Here is a 15,249-nt window from a genome sequence, read left to right on the forward strand (position 1 = left end):
CGGGTGTCTCTATGACGTGACCGAAACAGCGACCACGACGCAGCCGTCGTTCGCCGAGCTGTTCGCGGCCCAGTACCAATCCCTGGTACGCCTGGCCGGGCTGCTCGGCGCGGACGACCCTGAGGACATCGCCCAGGAGGCGTTCGCCCGGCTGCACACAAGGCGGTTGCGCGACGACGGGGCCGCCCTGGCCTACCTGCGCTCCACCGTCTGCAACCTGACGCGCAACCGCCTGCGCCACCTCAGCCTCGTACGACTGCGCCGCCCCGATCCTCCCGAACCGGCGCGCAGCAGCGAGCACGCCGTGCTCGTCTCCGAGGAGCACCGCGAGCTGCTGTCCGCCGTGGACCGGCTGCCGCGCCGCCAGCGCGAGGCGCTCGTCCTGCGCTACTGGCTGGACCTGTCGGAACGCGAGATCGCCGACGCCATGGGCGTCTCGCCCGGATCGGTGAAGACGCACGCGAGCCGGGGCCTGGCGGCCCTGGGCAAGGCGCTGAAGGAGGAGGACGCGTGAACAACCTGGAAGAGCGCCTTCGAGCCGCGTTCGACGCCCGCGCCCGGGCCTACGAGCCCGACCCGCACGCCTGGGCGCGCATCATGGAGCGCCGGCCGCGGCGCCGACCGGCCCGGTGGCTGCTGGCCGCGCTCCCGGTGGCGCTGCTGACCGTGTTCGTTCCTGTGCTGCTCAACGGGGGCCTGGGCAGGAACACCGCGATCGACCCGACCGGGATCTACCAGCAGCTCATGAAGGAGCGCACGCCCCTCGGCAAGGAGGCGTCCGTCGACAACCCCTCCGAGGGCAAGCCGCTGCGGATCTGGTTCGCCAGAGGGAAGCTGGGCTATCCCGAGGTCTGCTACATCGTCGAGCGGGCCGCCGGCGAGCCGTACGGGGCCTGCGCCGACGCCGTCACGTGGGAGGACGTGGACGCCTGGTTTGTGGGCAGCACGCTGCGGGACGGTGCGGGGACCGCGATGGACTGGGGGCTGGCGCTCCAGGACGTGGGCGCGGTGACCGGGGTCACGAAGGGCGGGCAGGAGTTCCAGGGCACGGTGCGGAGCCTGGACGGCGCGCCGTACCGGCTGTGGACGGTGACGTATCCGTCCCAGGATCCCATGTCCAAGATCCGGATCTCGAACGTCGACGGCAAGAGCCTCGGGTGGTGGTCCCGCGACGGCCTGTTCGCGCCGGATGGCCAGCCCATGAGCGCGCCCATGGAGCTGTCCCAGGGCATCTCCGTCCAGCCGTACCGGACGAAGGAGGGGACGCGGCTGACCTGGTCGCGGCACGGTGCCGAACTCGCCTCTCAGCTGCCCTCCGCGACGGACCCGGTGGTGACCGTCAGCCCACGGCGAAACATGATCATCGGGTTCGCCCGCAAGGACGTCGCCAGAATCGAGGTCTCGTTCGGCGGCGGGAGCACGGCGAGCGTCGTGACCAGGCCCGATCCCTGGAACCTGGGCGTCACGCTGTTCGCCGCCATGAGCCCGTCCGACGACCGGGCCGAAAGTCGCCGCGTCACCGCCTACGACGCGTCGGGCAAGCAGGTCTGGAGCCAGGACGAGCCGGGCGAGGCAGCGCCGTTCGAGGACGACAAGGTCGCAGGCGAGGTGATGACCCTCCCGGGCACCGAAAGCTCCGGCCGCCCGGTACGCGTCTGGTTCACCCAGAGGACCGACGACGGGGACGGGTTCTGCTACACCGGCGGGCCTGCGCCGGGCGACCGAGGCGTGTCCGGCTGCTTCATCAGCTTCGCGCAGAACTCCTACCCCTTCCAGCAGGCGACCACCTACCTGCCGGACCCCGGCGCCGACATCTACTTCGGCCCGGCCCTCGCGGGCTGGGAGTCGGTCGAAGCGGTGCTCCTCGACGGGCAGCGGGTCCGCGCCTCGTTCCTGCGCGGCGCGGGCGCCCCATACCCGGTCTGGCACGTCAGCGTCCCGCGCGGCGCCGAGGTCGGGGGCTTCATCGTCAAGGCGAAGGGCAAGCCGGACAAGCAGGTTCCGAATTCCAACAAGGCTTGCACGAGGCAGGCCGCGAGGTCCGAGGCCACCCCTCAGCCCCTGCCGGCGGGCATCACGGCTCTCCTCGTGCCGGGCTGCGCGGCCTTCTGGGAGAACGGGGAGATGGTGCCGGCGCTGCCCGGGCCGCTGCCCGGCGCGCGGCTGAGCGATCTGCTCGACGCCGAGCGGCCGGTCCAATGGGCCAGCCACAAAACGGCCTGGTACGGCTACGCACCCGCGGGCACGGCCAAGGTGGAGTTCCGCATGAAGGGCGGCGCCACCGCGACGGCCGAGGCCGTCCCGGATTCGTGGGGGCAGAACGTGGCGCTGTTCGCGGCCCCGGCCCCCAAGGGCGGTGTCGAAGAAACCGTCGCCCTCACGGGCTATGACGCCGGCGGCAAGGAGTTGTGGCGATACGAGCTGCCCAATCGGCGCGCCCCGAAGTTCTAGCCGAGGTTGCGGAAGCGGGCCCGGCGGGCCGCGAAACGGTCCGCCGGGCTCAGCTCCAGCAGCCGGGCGATCTCGTACTCCAGCGCCCGCCCCACCCGCTCGCAGAACTGCCGCGGCTCGTACGCGGCGTCCGGCACCTCCGGGACGACCCGGTCCACGATGCCGTCGCGGCGCAGGTCGGTGGCGCGGATGTGCTGGGCCTGGGCGATCTCGGGTGCGAAGTCCACCGAGCGGTAGAGGATGGCCGAGGCGCCCTCCGGCGGCAGCGGCGACAGCCAGGCGTGCTGGGCGCAGAGCACCCGGTCGGCGGGCAGCAACGCCAGCGCCGCCCCGCCCGCCCCCTCGCCGAGCAGCAGGCACACGGTCGGCGCGTCGAGCATGACCAGCTCGGCCAGGCAGCGGGCGATCTCGGCGGCCAGCCCGCCCTCCTCGGCCGCCTTCGACAGGTCGGCACCCGCCGTGTCGACGACGGTGATCAGCGGCAGGCCCAGCTCGGCCGCCAGCCGCATGCCCCGCCGGGCCACCCTGAGCCCGGCCGGGCCGAGGGGCGAGTTGGTCCGCTGGACCCGCCGGTCCTGGCCGAGCACCACCGCCGGCGCCGTGCCGAACCTGGCCAGCGCGAGCAGCAGCCCCGGCTCGTTCTCACCCTCCCCGCTGCCGCTGAGCGGGGTCACGTCGGTGGCGGCGAGCTTGAGCAGCGTACGCACGCCGGGCCGGTCGTCGCGGCGCGAGCGGGTGATCGCCTCCCACGCCTCCACGGGCCGCAGGTCCTCCTCCGGAGGGGTGCCCGCCTCCACCCGCGACCTGTCGTCGGCGAGCACGCCGAGCGCCCTGATCGCGATCTCCCGCGCCTCCTCGGCCGGGACCACCGCGTCGATCAGGCCCTTGCGGTGGAGGTTCTCGGCAACCTGCACGCCTTCGGGGAACGGGTAGCCGTGCAGCGACTCGAACACCCGCGGCCCCATGAACCCGATCAGCGCACCCGGCTCGGCCGCCGTGACGTGCCCGAGCGACCCCCACGACGCGAACACCCCGCCCGTCGTCGGGTGCCGCAGGTAGACCAGGTAGGGCAGGCCCTCGCTCCGGTGCAGCTGGATCGCGGTGGTGATCTTCACCATCTGGACGAACGCGAGCGCGCCCTCCTGCATCCGCGTGCCGCCCGACGCGGGCGCGGCCAGCACCGGCAGCCGCTCGCGGGTGGCCCGCTCGACGGCCGCCGTGAACCGCTCGGCCGCCGCCACCCCGATCGAGCCCGCCATGAACGAGAACTCGCACGCCACCACGGCCACCCTGCGGCCGCCGAGCAGCCCTTCGCCGGTGATGACGGACTCGTCGTAGCCGGACTTGGCGCGGGCCGCGGCCAGCTCGTCGGCGTAGGGGGAGCCGGGCGGCGCGGGGTCGGCGGGCGGCGCGTCCCACGACTTCCACGACCCCCGGTCGAGGATCGTTTCGATCAGTGTGCGCGCGTCCGGACGGCTCACTATCGCTCCCTAAATGTCGGCCAGCCTTGCAATGTTGACGCACGAAGAGATCGTCCGGTGCCGCGAAATGCGGATCATCGTTCACGCTCTTCGAGCCAGGCGAGCACGGCGTCGCCGTCCTGGCCGAGGGCGGGTGGCGCGGTGTGCTCGAACCCCTCGAGACCGTCGAAGCGCAGCGGCGGCCCGGGCAGCTCGATCGTGCCCAGCACCGGGTGCTCCACCTCGACGACCAGGCCCTGCGAGCGGGTCTGGTCCCAGGCGTAGACCTCGTCGAGCGTCCTGATCGCGCCCGCGGGCACGCCCTCCTCGCCCAGCCTGGCCAGCCAGTGGGCACGGTCGTGGGCCGCCAGAGCCTTCTCCATGTCCGCGATCAGCTCGTCCCGGTGCGCGAACCTGTCCCGGTTGGTGGCGTACTTCGCGGCGTCGGGGTCGATGCCGAGGAGCGTGGCGACCTTCTTCCACTGGCCGTCGTTGGCCGCGGCGATCTGCAGCATGCCGTCGGCGCAGCGGAAGGCGCCGTAGGGGGCGATGGAGGCGTGGTGGTTGCCGCCGGCCGCCGGCACCTTGCCGCCGACCGTCCAGGCGGTGCCGTGGTAGGCGTGGACGCCGGTGATGGCGGCCAGCAGCGAGGTGCGCACGACACGGCCCCTGCCGGTGCGCTCGCGCTCGTAGAGGGCGCCGGTGACGCCGTACGCGCCGTGGATGCCGGCGAGCAGGTCGGCGATGGAGGCGCCGACGCGGTAGGGCTCGTCGGGCGACGGCCCGGTCAGCGACATCAGGCCGGCCTCGCCCTGGGCGATCTGGTCGTAGCCGGGCCGTCCGCCCTCCGGGCCGTCGTGGCCGAAGCCGGTGATCGACAGGATGACCAGGCGGGGGTTGAGCTCGTGGAGGCGCTCGACGGAGAAGCCCAGGCGGTCGAGCACGCCGGTGCGGAAGTTCTCGATCAGGACGTCGCTCTGGCGGACGAGGCGCTCGATGAGCCGCTTGCCGTCGGCGGACTTGAGGTCGACGGCGATGGACTGCTTGTTGCGGTTGGCCGCCAGGAAATAAGTCGAAATTTCGTGATCCGGTCCGACGAACGGCGGTCCCCACCCGCGCGACTCGTCACCCCCGTCCGGATGCTCCACCTTGATCACCCGAGCGCCCAGGTCACCCAGCATCTGCGCCGCGTGCGGCCCGGCCAGGGCCCTGGACAGATCGAGCACGACGATGTCACCGAGGGGTCCGAGCAAGATCAACCTCCTGCTTGCATTCGGGGCGAAAGAACATTCTCTCAGTAGCCCACACCACGTCTTCTACCCTGGGTCCGGTGAACCACCTGGCCGATCGCATCATGACCCTGCGCCCCTCGTGCGGCCCCGTCCGGCTGGTGGCCGTGGACGGGCCGGCGGGGGCGGGCAAGACGACGTTCGCGGGGCGGCTGGGGGCTGCGCTCGGCTGCCAGGTGATCCACAGCGACGACTTCCCCGTGCCGTGGGAGGAGGGGCCCGGCGGCTGGTTCCACGCGCTGGAGTCGCAGGTGCTGGTCAGGCTCCGGGACGGCGAGCCCGGGGGTTTCCGCAGGTACGACTGGGTGCGCGGCGAGTACGCCGAGCACGTGGCGGTCCCGGTCGCGCCGGTCCTGGTCATCGAGGGCGTCGGCACGGCCCGCGCCTCGATCGCCCGCCTGCTGGCCTTCACCGTCTGGATGGACGCGCCGCGGGCGCTGCGCTTCGCGCGGGTCATGGAGCGGGACGGGGCCGAGCTGGAGCCGCGGTGGCTGGAGTGGTTCGCGGCCGAGGAGAAGTGGTTCGCCGAGGACCGGACGCGCGACCGGGCCGACCTGATCGTCGAGACCGGGCCGGACCGGCCAGGGACGGGCGACGCCGCCGAGACCGGCTGATCGGAGACCGGCTAGAGGTGGCGGGAGCCGTCGAGACCGGCTAGAGGTGGCCGACGTCGTTGAACCGGACGAGCCCGGAGCCGTCCCACACGGAGACGGAGGCGTTCAGCACCGGCGCGAACTCCAGGACCGCGGCCAGGTCCTCGTCCGGGCCGCCCGCCAGGACGTGGCGCAGGCCCAGCACCACCGAGTCGTGGGCGACGATCAGCACCCGCCGCCCGGCCGCGTGCTCGCGCAGGTCGGCGAGGAGGTCACGGAGCCGCACCACGACGTCGGCCAGCGACTCGCCGCCGGGCGGCCGGAAGGCGTAGGCGCCCTCGGCCTCCCGCCGCGCCATCTCCTCGGGGAAGCGCTCTTTGATCGCGGCCAGGTTGTAGCGCGCGAACGCGCCCGCCTCCTGGTCCCTGAGCCGCCCGTCCACGGTGAGCGGGAGCGGGCCGGCGCCCCACGCCCGCAGGGCCACCCGCCACGTGTCGAGCGCCCGCAGGTAGGGCGAGCACCACACCACCTCGGGGGCCTCGGCGGCGGGCAGGCCCGCCAGCGACCGTCCGAACGCGGCGGCCTGCGCCCGGCCCAGGTCCGTCAGCGTGACCTCGTCGTCCCCGCGCTCGTAGACCAGGGGCGCCGACCCGGCCTCCCGGTGCGCGAGGTTGGCCTCGCTCTCCCCGTGCCGCACCGCCATGATCCGCGTCGGTCCCATCCCGACATCTTGTCACGGCACCCTCCGGCCAATTACGGTCAAGCCCGTTATATCGCTCTGGGAGGTCGTACGTGCGCACCATCCTCGCAACGCTCCTCGTTGCCTTATCCCTCTCGGCTCCGGCCCAGGCCGAATCCACCGCAGCCCCACCCACCGGGTGCGGCTTCCAGAACCTCGGCACGCTCCCGCTGACCGGCGCCACCACCGCCGGCACCGCGCTGGACGCCCGCCACCCGCAGGGCCCGCGCGTCTACTCGGTCACCTCCAGCGCCTCCGGCCCGGCGCTGCTCGGGATCAGGGACGCCCGCGACGGCCGCCTGATCGCCGAACGCCCGCTCCCGCTCGCGCTCGGCTCCTGGGCCGTCACCGTCGCCCCCGACCACTCCGTCTACGTCGGCAGCTACAACGCCACCGCCGGGGCGATGGGCCGCCTCTTCCGCTACAACCCGTCCACCGACCAGGTGAGCGAGCTCGGCATCCCCATCACGACCGAGACGTTCGTCTGGACCGTCGCCGCCAGTCCCGACGGCTCGGCCGTCTACGGCGGCACCTCGCCCACGGGCAAGCTCTTCCGCTACGACACCGCGACCGGCGCCTTCGCCGACCTGGGCAGCCCGGTCCCCGGCGACCAGTACGTCCGGGACCTGGCCGTCGGCGAGGACGGCACCGTGTACGCCGGCGTCGGCGCGCGCAGCATGAAGGTCGCGGTGCTCACCCCCGCCGGCACGGTCGAGCGGGTGATCGACCCGCCCGTCGAGGGCAGCGGCTACGCCTACGACGTGGACGTGGCCGGCCGCTACCTGCTGGTCCGCTTCGTCACCTCCACCGGCGCCAACCCCATGGGCGTGTACGACCTGCGCAAGCGCGCGTGGAAGGACGTCGTGGAGGACGTCGACAACCTCACCGTCGGCGGCGGCAGGCGCGGCCACGACCTCTACCTGTTCCAGCACGACGAGCTCGTGAAGTACGACCTCAGGACCCGGAAGATCACCAGGCTGGGCTTCACCGGGTACGGCGAGGGCGCCGCCCGCCCGCTCGGCTGGCTCGGCCACACCCTCGTCGGCACCAGCTCCACCGGCCGCATCTGGCAGTTCGACCGCAGGACGGGGCAGGGCCGGCTGCTCGACGGCGCGCTGACCGGCCAGCCCGTCAGCATCCGCTCGCTCGGCACGGGCCCCGACGGCCGCGTCTACGCGGGCGGGTTCTTCACCGGCGGCCTGGCCGCCTACGACCCCGCCACGGGCCAGGCCCAGAACTGGCCGGACGTCGGCCAGAGCGAGGGCATCGTCACCCACAAGGGCAAGCTCTACCTCGGCGTCTACCCCGGCGCCCGGATCTACGAGTTCGACGGGACCGCGCCCACATTGCTGCTGGACCTCGGCGGCCAGGAGCAGGACCGGCCCTTCGCGATGATCTCGGCGGGCGACCGGCTGGCGTTCGGCACGGTGCCCAAGGCCGGCACCCACGGCGGCGCGCTCGGCCTGCTCGACCCCGCCACCGGCCGCACCGTGATCAGGCGGGACATCGTCCCGGGCCACAGCATCATCGGCCTGGCCTACCGCGACGGGGTCGTGTACGGCACCACCTCGGCCTTCGGCGGCACCAGCACGCCGCAGGGCGACGCCGTGGCGTTCGCGTACGACATCGCCACGGACTCGCTCAAGTGGCAGTCCACCCCCGTGCCCGGCGACCTGGCGCTCGGCTCGATCGCCTTCGACGGCGACGGGCGGCTGTGGGGGCTGACCCCGGACACCCTGTTCGAGCTGGACCCGGCCACCGGGCGGACCGTCAGGAGCGTGAAGCACCAGACCTACGCCTGGTCCAGCGCCACGCAGGTCTGGCTGGACACCAACCTCGTCTTCCACAAGGGCTACCTGTGGGGCAAGGTGCAGGGCAAGGCGTACCGGATCGATCCGGGGACGATGACGCTCGCGCTCATCGCCCGCCCGATCTCGAACCTGATCCTCGGCCCCGACGGCCACCTCTACCTCTCACGCTTCGAGAACTTCTCCACCTACCGCGTCTGCTGACGGGTCAGCCGGAACAGGCGCGGCCCCTCGGCGAAGTAGACGTCCCCGGACCCGTGCACCGCGAGCTGGTGCACGGGTCCCTGCCGCAGCACCGCGTGCCGTCCGGTCCGCGGGTCGAGGGAGAAGACGTCCTGGCCGGCGTGCGCGCCGTACAGGGTGCGGTCGCGCCGGTTGTACGCGAGCTGCCCGCTCGCGCTCTTGCTGTCCGACAGCGTGACGCGCGAGACCACCTTGCGGGCGGTCGTGTCGACCGCGAACACCTCGCCGCCCGCGATCCCCCACAGCCTTCCCCGGCCGTCGAACGTCAGCGCGGGGACGGCCGGCTTGCCCGCGGCGGGCACGATCTCCCACAGCAGCCGGTTCGCCTTCACCGACCACGCGAACAGCTTGGCCTCCGGCTGCGTCGGCGGCGTGGCCGACTGGCCGCTGTAGATGGACGTGCCGCCGTAGAGCACGCCGTCGCGGTAGGCGAGCGAGACGATGCTCTGGTCCTGGACGACGTTGCGCTGAGCGTGCTTGAGCGTCCCGGTCCGCGGGTCCCACACGGCGAGCACGCCGCCGAGCTGGCCGAGGTCGGGCATGGTGCCCGCGGCGAGGTAGCGGCCGGCCGACACCAGCGCCCGCGGCCTGATCTGCTTGTCGGCGGCGAAGTCGAACAGCCGGGCCGGGTTCGGCGCGGGGCCGGGCTCGGGGCTGGGCGAGTACTCGGTGCTGTTCCACGGCAGCGCCGGGTCGTAGGCGTAGACCCTGGCCTCGGGATAGGCGCCGACGTAGAGCTTGCCGTCGTGCGCGATCATGTCCTCGCTCTGCGAGAACGTGTGAAATTCCGTCCTTTCGCCGGTCTTCGGGTCCAGGGCGGCGAAGCCGCCGTTGAGGAAGCCGCCGGCGTACATGCGGTGGTCGGGGCCCTCTGCGAGCGCGGTCACGTCGATGGGCTCGCCCTTGACCGCCGTCTGCACGAACGACTTCGCGCCGGTCTGCGGGTTGTAGCGGAACATCAGCCCGCGCCAGAGCAGGCCGACGACGCTCTTCCCCGGATAGTCCGGCAGGCCCAGCTCGGCCCAGCCGATGCCGCGCGTGTTGGCCACCCGGCCGGTGAAGGGCAGGCCGGTCGGCGTCGTGGCCTGCGTACGGGGGTCGTAGCGGACCAGCTCGCCGCTCTTGACCAGGTAGACCGCGCCGTCGGCGGCCGGGGGCGAGACGTCGAGGCCGTGTACGGCGTCGAGCGCGCCGGTCCACTGGCCGGCGGCGATGTCCCAGACGTGCATCGGGCCCGGGCTCGCGCCGCCGTAGCGGACGTAGAGGAAGCCGCCCGCGACGTTGACGTCGTACGCCCACTTGCCCGCCGGGTCGAGGCCGTCGGGAGTCGGAAGCTGCCTGGTCGCGCCCGAGGCGGCGTCGATCTCGAAGACGGCGGCCGGGGCCTCGGTGCCGGCGTAGATCTTCCCGTCGGCGTAGGAGACGCTGCGCACGTAGGCGTGGGCGGGCGAGAGCTTGCCGTAGTCGCGCACGCCGGTCGCGGGGTCGTAGGCGAACAGGCGGCCGCCCGGGGAGGTGCCGCCGTAGACGGTGGCGCCCTCTCCCGCGGCCACGGACCAGATGAAGTTCTCCGAGGGCAGGGGGCGGCCGAGGTCCTGGACGCCGCCCTGGTCCGTCCAGCGGTAGAGGCGGCCGTCGCCGTACGTGCCCGCGTACACGCTGCCGTCCGGGGTCGCCTCCACGGCCCAGGAGCCGCCGGCGCCCGGCAGGTCGTACCTGGCCACCTCGGCGCCGGTGGCGGGATCGACGGCGTTGAGGTGGGCGGGGGTGCCCGACGAGGCGCCCCACAGCACGGTCCGGCCGCCCGGGCCCGGCGCCACCACGCCGCCGATCAGCAGCACGTCCTCCAGGGGGACGCCGAGATCCTCCACACGGGGCGCCGCCGCGACCGCGGGGGCGGCGGCGCCGAGCACGGCGAGGGTGGCCGCCATGCCGCATGCCAGCAGGCGCTTAATTAAGGTCATGACCGAAACCTAAGATGAGGCTGGTTTCGCCGTCAATGACGAATTACGGCCAAGGAACTAATTGGCGAGCACCTTCGCGAGGGCCTCGGCGACGTCGCCGGCCGCCTCGGGGGCGTCCATGAGCATGGCCTGGCGTACCCACACCACGGTCCTGGCGGCCTCCTCGGCACCCGGGCACGGCTCGACGCGGGTGCCCTCGGCGGTGAGGGCCTCCATCGTGCCGAGCGGCGGGTAGCCGGCGTCGAGCGGCACCCCCTCCGCGGCCATGGCGGCCAGCACGAACTCCCGGTCCACCCCGGCGTCGAGGCGCAGCATGAGCAGGTGGCGCGAGTCGCGGGTCGTGCCCTCCGGCGGCGGCACCACGGTCACCTCGGGAACGTGGGCCAGCTCGCGCTCCAGGGCGGCGCAGAAGGCGTTCCTGCGGTCGATCTCCTCGTCGAGGCGGTCCAGCCAGGGCAGCAGGAGCGCCGCCTGGATCTCGGTGAGGCGCAGGTTCCAGCCGACGGACGGGTGGCCGTACCAGCGGCCGCCGGGCGCGCGGCCGACGTTGCAGGCCGACCAGACGCGGTCGTGCACGGCCTGGTCGCGGCAGACGATCAGGCCGCCCTCGCCGGCGGTCATCGCCTTGCTCGCCTGGAAGCTGTAGACCCCCGCGTCGCCCAGACCGCCCACGGGACGGTCCCGGTACGTGGCGCCGTGCGCCTGGGCGGCGTCCTCGACGACCGCGAGGCCGTGCCGGGCGGCCAGGTCGTTGAGCGGGTCCATGTCAGCGGGGCTGCCCGCCAGGTGCACGGGCATGATCGCCGCGGTCCTGCCGGTCACGGCGTCCTGCACGGCTCGCGGGGACAGGTGCAGGTCCACCGGGTCCACGTCGGCGACGACGGGGACGGCGCCGGCCAGCAGCACGGCGGTGGCCGAGGCCACGAACGTGTACGCCGGGACGATCACCTCGTCCCCCCTGCCCACGCCGAGGCCGCGCAGCGCGGCGAACAGGCCCAGCGTGGCGTTGCCCACGGCGACGCCGTACGGGACGCCGGAGCGGCGGGCGAACGCGCCGGTCAGGTCCGCCACCACGGAACCGCCCTGCGTGGCTCCCCACAGGCCGCTCTCGAGCACCTTGGTGACGAGCTCGCGCTGCGCGGGGTCGAGGGGCGGCGGCCAGGCGGGCCAGGGGGCCGAGCGGACAGGAGTGCCGCCGTGGATGGCGAGCGTCACGGGGAGACGTCCCTTCACGAGTGGACCTTCACGAGTGGACCTCACGGGCAAGCCCTTCACGGGCGGGCCTTCACGAGTGGCCGAGCAGGCGGGCCAGGTTGGCACCCTGGATGAGGGCGCGGTCGGTGTCGGTGAGCGGGGCCAGGGCGACGCGGCCGTAGCCGGTGCGCAGGTCGAGGAAGCAGGCGTCCGAGCCGAACAGCACCCGTTCGGCCCCCGTCAGGGCGGCCAGCCGGGCGATCCACCGGCCGGTCATCTTCGATCCGCACGTCTCCAGGTAGACGTTCGGCAGGTCGGCCACGAGACGGGCCGCGCGCCCGAACCCGTACGCCCAGAGCCCGGTGTGCCCCATGATCAGCGGAACGTGCGGATGCCGGACCGCGACGGCGGCGAACTGGGCGGGGTCGCTCCAGGGCGAGTCCGTCTGGCCGTGCGCCAGGACCGGCAGGCCGAGCCGCCAGACCGGCTCGTACAGGGGGTCGTCCAGGCGGCACTGGTGCACGTCGGGGTGGAGCTTTACCCCCCACACGCCGTCGCGGGCGAGCGGGGTGCGGTGGTGCGGGTTGTAGACCTGCCACACCCCGAACCGGCCGGGGAAACGCCCGGCGATCTCCATGGCCAGCTCGTTGCCGCGCACGGCGTCGGGACCGACGGCGAGCAGGTGGCTGATGCCCATCGCGGTGACGCCGATCCGGTCCATCGCGGCCACGAGGTGTTCGGCGGTGGGATGGGGGATGAGGAAGTCGGGCCAGGTGCCGACGTGGCCGTGGGCGTCGAGGATCACAGCAGCTCCTCCAGCGTCCCGGCGGCGATCCGCTCGATGTCCTTCTGGGGCAGGTCGAGGTGGTCGAGCAGGAAGCGGGGACCGCAGTCGTCGGACACCGGCGCGCCCGTGCCGAACACCAGCCGCCCCGCCCCGAACAGCGCCGCCAGCCACTCGACGCCGCCCTGGGTGTTGACGGTGCCGATCTCGGCCCGCACGTTCGGCGCCTCGGACATCAGCTCCGCCAGCGCGCGCAACCGGCGGTAGCCGGGATTGAGGACGAGCACGGGCAGCTTGGGCAGGCGCTCGGCGAGGTGGCGGAGCTGGGCGGGCGAGGTCTCGTCGAGGTCGATCGCGACGGGCAGGCCGATCTCGGCCAGCCACCGCAGGGCCCACGGTCCCGTGAGGTCGAAGCGGTGGCGTTCGGGGCAGAGCCTGATCATCCGTACGCCCCATGCCGCCACCTCGTCCGGCCCGTCCGGCTCCCCGGCCCCCGGCACCACGACGGGGACGGGGATGAGCCGTGAGTCGTCGAGCGCGAGCAGCGCCTCGTTGCCCGCCTTCGGGTCGGAGTAGAGGCTGAGCGTGTGGGTGACGCAGGCCAGGCCGATGCCCAGCCGGTCCATCTCGTCCCGAGGGTCCGTCGGCAGGTCGTCGAACGGCACGGGACCGATGAGCCGGTGGGCATCGATCACATATTTCGGCACAGACCGAAACTAGCAGAGATTACGGAGTGACGGTCAAGGACGGGCAGCGCGGATCGAGCCGGATCCTGGCCAGGTCGCGGCCCACGAGCCCCCAGGCCCGCCAGGAGCCGGGCTCGAAGTGCAGCTGCGGGTTGGTGTACCACTCGTCGCCGAGCCCGGTGGCCAGCAGCTTGGCCTCGGCGCCCAGCTCGTACGCGTTCCCGCCGCCGAAGAACGTGGACGCGAACACCCTGCCCCGGTGGACGGTCAGCTCGCCGTACCCGGAGAGCTTGCCCTGCCGCACCACTGCCTTGGTGGCCAGGTCCATGGCGATCCAGGTGCCCGAGTCGCGCTTGTAGACGCCGTACAGCAGCCCGTCGTGCACCTTGATGTCCTGGAACGTGCGGTGCCCCGGGATCGGGTCCACCTGCCAGAGCACCTTGCGGGCGCGCAGGTCGAAGGCGGCCACGGACGCGGACGTCTTCACCGGCGGGGTACCGCCCCCGCCGAGCACGTCGCCGCCCAGGTAGACGACGCCGCCCCGGGGATCGACCGACAGGCTCATGAGGCTCTGGTCGGGGATGACGCCCTCGTAGACGTCGATGCGGCCGGTGCGGGTGTCGATCACGGACAGGGCGCCGTTCAGCTTGGCGCCGAGCGGGGCGCTGGCGACCACGAGCTTGTCGGTGGCGGGGTCGTACTCGATGTCCCAGGGGCGCTGCTGGCCGTGTCCCAGGTAGCCGACGCTGCGCACGCGGTCCGTACGCAGGTCGACGGAGACGATCTGCCCGCTCGGGTAGATGGCGGCGTAGATCTTGTTGCCCTTCCGCACGAGGTCCTTCGGCTCGCCGGGCATCCGGAACCTGCGCTTCTCGCCCGTGCGCAGGTCGCGTACCTCCATGGAGAAGTGGCCGCCGATGTAGACGGCGCGGTTGGGCACGACGAGCATGCTCTGCGGCCGCTCCGGGCCGCTGGGCAGGCCGGCGTCGATGAGGTCGACGAACTCGGACTTGCCGGTGCGCAGGTCCAGCCACCACATGCCGCCGCTGCCCGAGAAGCCGAGCAGGGTGTTGTCGTCGAGCTGCTGGATCCGCCTGGTCTCGTCGCCCGGCGACGGCGCTTCGGCGACCTTGGTGAAGGCGGTGTCGCCCGCGCGGTAGCGGTGGACGGCGCCGTCGGGCCGGGAGGTGGCGTAGACGGTGTCGTCGCCGGACGTGGAGCCCGCCACGGTCAGCATGTCGATCGTGCCGCCGGTCAGGGTCGCCCGGCGCTCGTCCGTGCCGTCCGAGCGGATGTCGATCAGCGTGTCTCCGGCGGCGGCCAGCACCCGGTCGCCGTGCACGGAGACGGCGCCGATGCCGGTCGGGGCGGCGGCCAGCTCCTTCACCGTGCCGTCCGCCCTGGTGATCCGGACGAGCCGGCCCTTGTCGAGCAGCCCCGCGTACACGTAGGTGGCGTCGGCGGCGACCGCGCGCACGTACCGCTCTCCCTGGACCAGCACGCCGAAGTCGCGCACCGCGCCCGTGCCCGGCACGTACTCGCGGACCCGGCCGTCCGGGTAGGTGCCCACGTAGAGGGTGCCGTCGGGCGCGGCGGCGAGGCTCCAGACGAAGCCGCCGTTCTTCCCGAACGACGCCAGCCGCTCCACGGCGCCCGTGGCCGGGTCGAAGCTGTAGAGGTCGGGCACCGGGTAGGTGCCGACGTAGATCTTGCCACCGGACACGGCCGTGGCCCAGGCGCCCTCGGGCTCACCGGTGGCCGGGCCGTCGGGCAGGGTGACGCTCCTGACGACCTTGCGGGTGGCGAGGTCGATGTCGGCCAGCACGGGAGGCTTCAGGCCGCGGGTCACCACGTAGGCGTGCCCGTCGAGCACGGAGGCGCCCACGATGGCGCCGGTGACCGACGCAGGGCCGAATCGCTCCACGGCCGGGGTGTCACAGGCCGTCGCCGCCCGCGCGACCGGGCCGGTGAGGAGCGCGGGTAAGAGCGCCGACAGAATTACCAGGAGGGATCGGAGCATGGGCGCACCTCGCGTTCA

The 15,249-nt window shown here is 73.1% G+C and carries 12 protein-coding genes; 4 read left to right on the forward strand and 8 right to left on the reverse strand.

The genetic code is table 11. From position 1 onward, the window contains the following. Positions 1 to 16: 16 nt before the first annotated feature. Together AB0J87_RS15295 and AB0J87_RS15300 are read left to right on the forward strand one after the other, a co-directional pair. Positions 17 to 514 carry a SigE family RNA polymerase sigma factor gene (locus AB0J87_RS15295; RefSeq protein ID WP_363965650.1) on the forward strand — a complete coding sequence of 166 codons (498 nt, stop codon included), beginning with the start codon at positions 17 to 19 and terminating at the stop codon, positions 512 to 514. Next, positions 511 to 2,451 (forward strand): hypothetical protein, encoded by a 1,941-nt coding sequence (locus AB0J87_RS15300; protein ID WP_363965652.1) that lies wholly within the window; start codon positions 511 to 513, stop codon positions 2,449 to 2,451. The genes AB0J87_RS15295 and AB0J87_RS15300 overlap by 4 nt, the downstream gene beginning before the upstream one ends. Here the strand turns inward: AB0J87_RS15300 and AB0J87_RS15305 are convergent. Further along, positions 2,448 to 3,932: a carboxyl transferase domain-containing protein gene (locus AB0J87_RS15305; protein ID WP_363965654.1), complete on the reverse strand. Its 1,485-nt coding sequence runs from the start codon at positions 3,930 to 3,932 to the stop codon at positions 2,448 to 2,450. The two genes, AB0J87_RS15300 and AB0J87_RS15305, sit on opposite strands and share 4 nt — an antisense overlap. Before the next feature lie 74 nt (positions 3,933 to 4,006). Beyond that, positions 4,007 to 5,164, reverse strand: coding sequence for a CoA transferase (locus AB0J87_RS15310; RefSeq protein WP_192786409.1), 1,158 nt, complete (start codon positions 5,162 to 5,164; stop codon positions 4,007 to 4,009). A gap of 77 nt (positions 5,165 to 5,241) precedes the next feature. Between AB0J87_RS15310 and AB0J87_RS15315 the strand changes: the two genes are divergently transcribed. Then, complete coding sequence (locus tag AB0J87_RS15315; protein WP_363965656.1) at positions 5,242 to 5,814, forward strand: hypothetical protein; 573 nt, start codon at positions 5,242 to 5,244, stop codon at positions 5,812 to 5,814. A 40-nt stretch (positions 5,815 to 5,854) separates the two neighbouring features. On the opposite strand, the gene AB0J87_RS15320 is transcribed toward AB0J87_RS15315, so the two are convergent. Further along, complete coding sequence (locus tag AB0J87_RS15320) at positions 5,855 to 6,514, reverse strand: histidine phosphatase family protein (RefSeq protein ID WP_363965658.1); 660 nt, start codon at positions 6,512 to 6,514, stop codon at positions 5,855 to 5,857. A gap of 71 nt (positions 6,515 to 6,585) precedes the next feature. Here AB0J87_RS15320 and AB0J87_RS15325 point away from each other — a divergent pair, with 71 nt between their 5' ends. Next, entirely contained in the window at positions 6,586 to 8,544 is a 1,959-nt protein-coding gene (locus AB0J87_RS15325) for a hypothetical protein (protein WP_363965660.1), read from the forward strand. Here the strand turns inward: AB0J87_RS15325 and AB0J87_RS15330 are convergent. From AB0J87_RS15330 to AB0J87_RS15350, 5 genes are read right to left on the reverse strand one after another with little or no spacing between them, the layout of a single operon-like run. Further along, on the reverse strand, positions 8,529 to 10,547 hold the full coding sequence (locus AB0J87_RS15330; protein ID WP_363965662.1) for a hypothetical protein: 2,019 nt from the start codon (positions 10,545 to 10,547) through the stop codon (positions 8,529 to 8,531). The genes AB0J87_RS15325 and AB0J87_RS15330 overlap by 16 nt on opposite strands. A 57-nt stretch (positions 10,548 to 10,604) precedes the next feature. After that, positions 10,605 to 11,780, reverse strand: coding sequence for a DegT/DnrJ/EryC1/StrS family aminotransferase (locus AB0J87_RS15335; RefSeq protein WP_363965664.1), 1,176 nt, complete (start codon positions 11,778 to 11,780; stop codon positions 10,605 to 10,607). Between the two features lie 52 nt (positions 11,781 to 11,832). After that, positions 11,833 to 12,546: an amidohydrolase family protein gene (locus tag AB0J87_RS15340; protein WP_363965666.1), complete on the reverse strand. Its 714-nt coding sequence runs from the start codon at positions 12,544 to 12,546 to the stop codon at positions 11,833 to 11,835. Beyond that, entirely contained in the window at positions 12,543 to 13,232 is a 690-nt protein-coding gene (locus tag AB0J87_RS15345; protein WP_363965668.1) for an amidohydrolase family protein, read from the reverse strand. The genes AB0J87_RS15340 and AB0J87_RS15345 overlap by 4 nt, the downstream gene beginning before the upstream one ends. A gap of 19 nt (positions 13,233 to 13,251) precedes the next feature. Continuing rightward, a complete protein-coding gene (locus AB0J87_RS15350) occupies positions 13,252 to 15,231 on the reverse strand; it encodes a hypothetical protein (protein WP_363965670.1) in 1,980 nt (659 codons plus the stop codon). Positions 15,232 to 15,249: the final 18 nt, after the last annotated feature.

It is taken from the genome of Nonomuraea sp. NPDC049625 (assembly GCF_040675285.1).
Lineage (GTDB): Bacteria > Actinomycetota > Actinomycetes > Streptosporangiales > Streptosporangiaceae > Nonomuraea > Nonomuraea angiospora_A.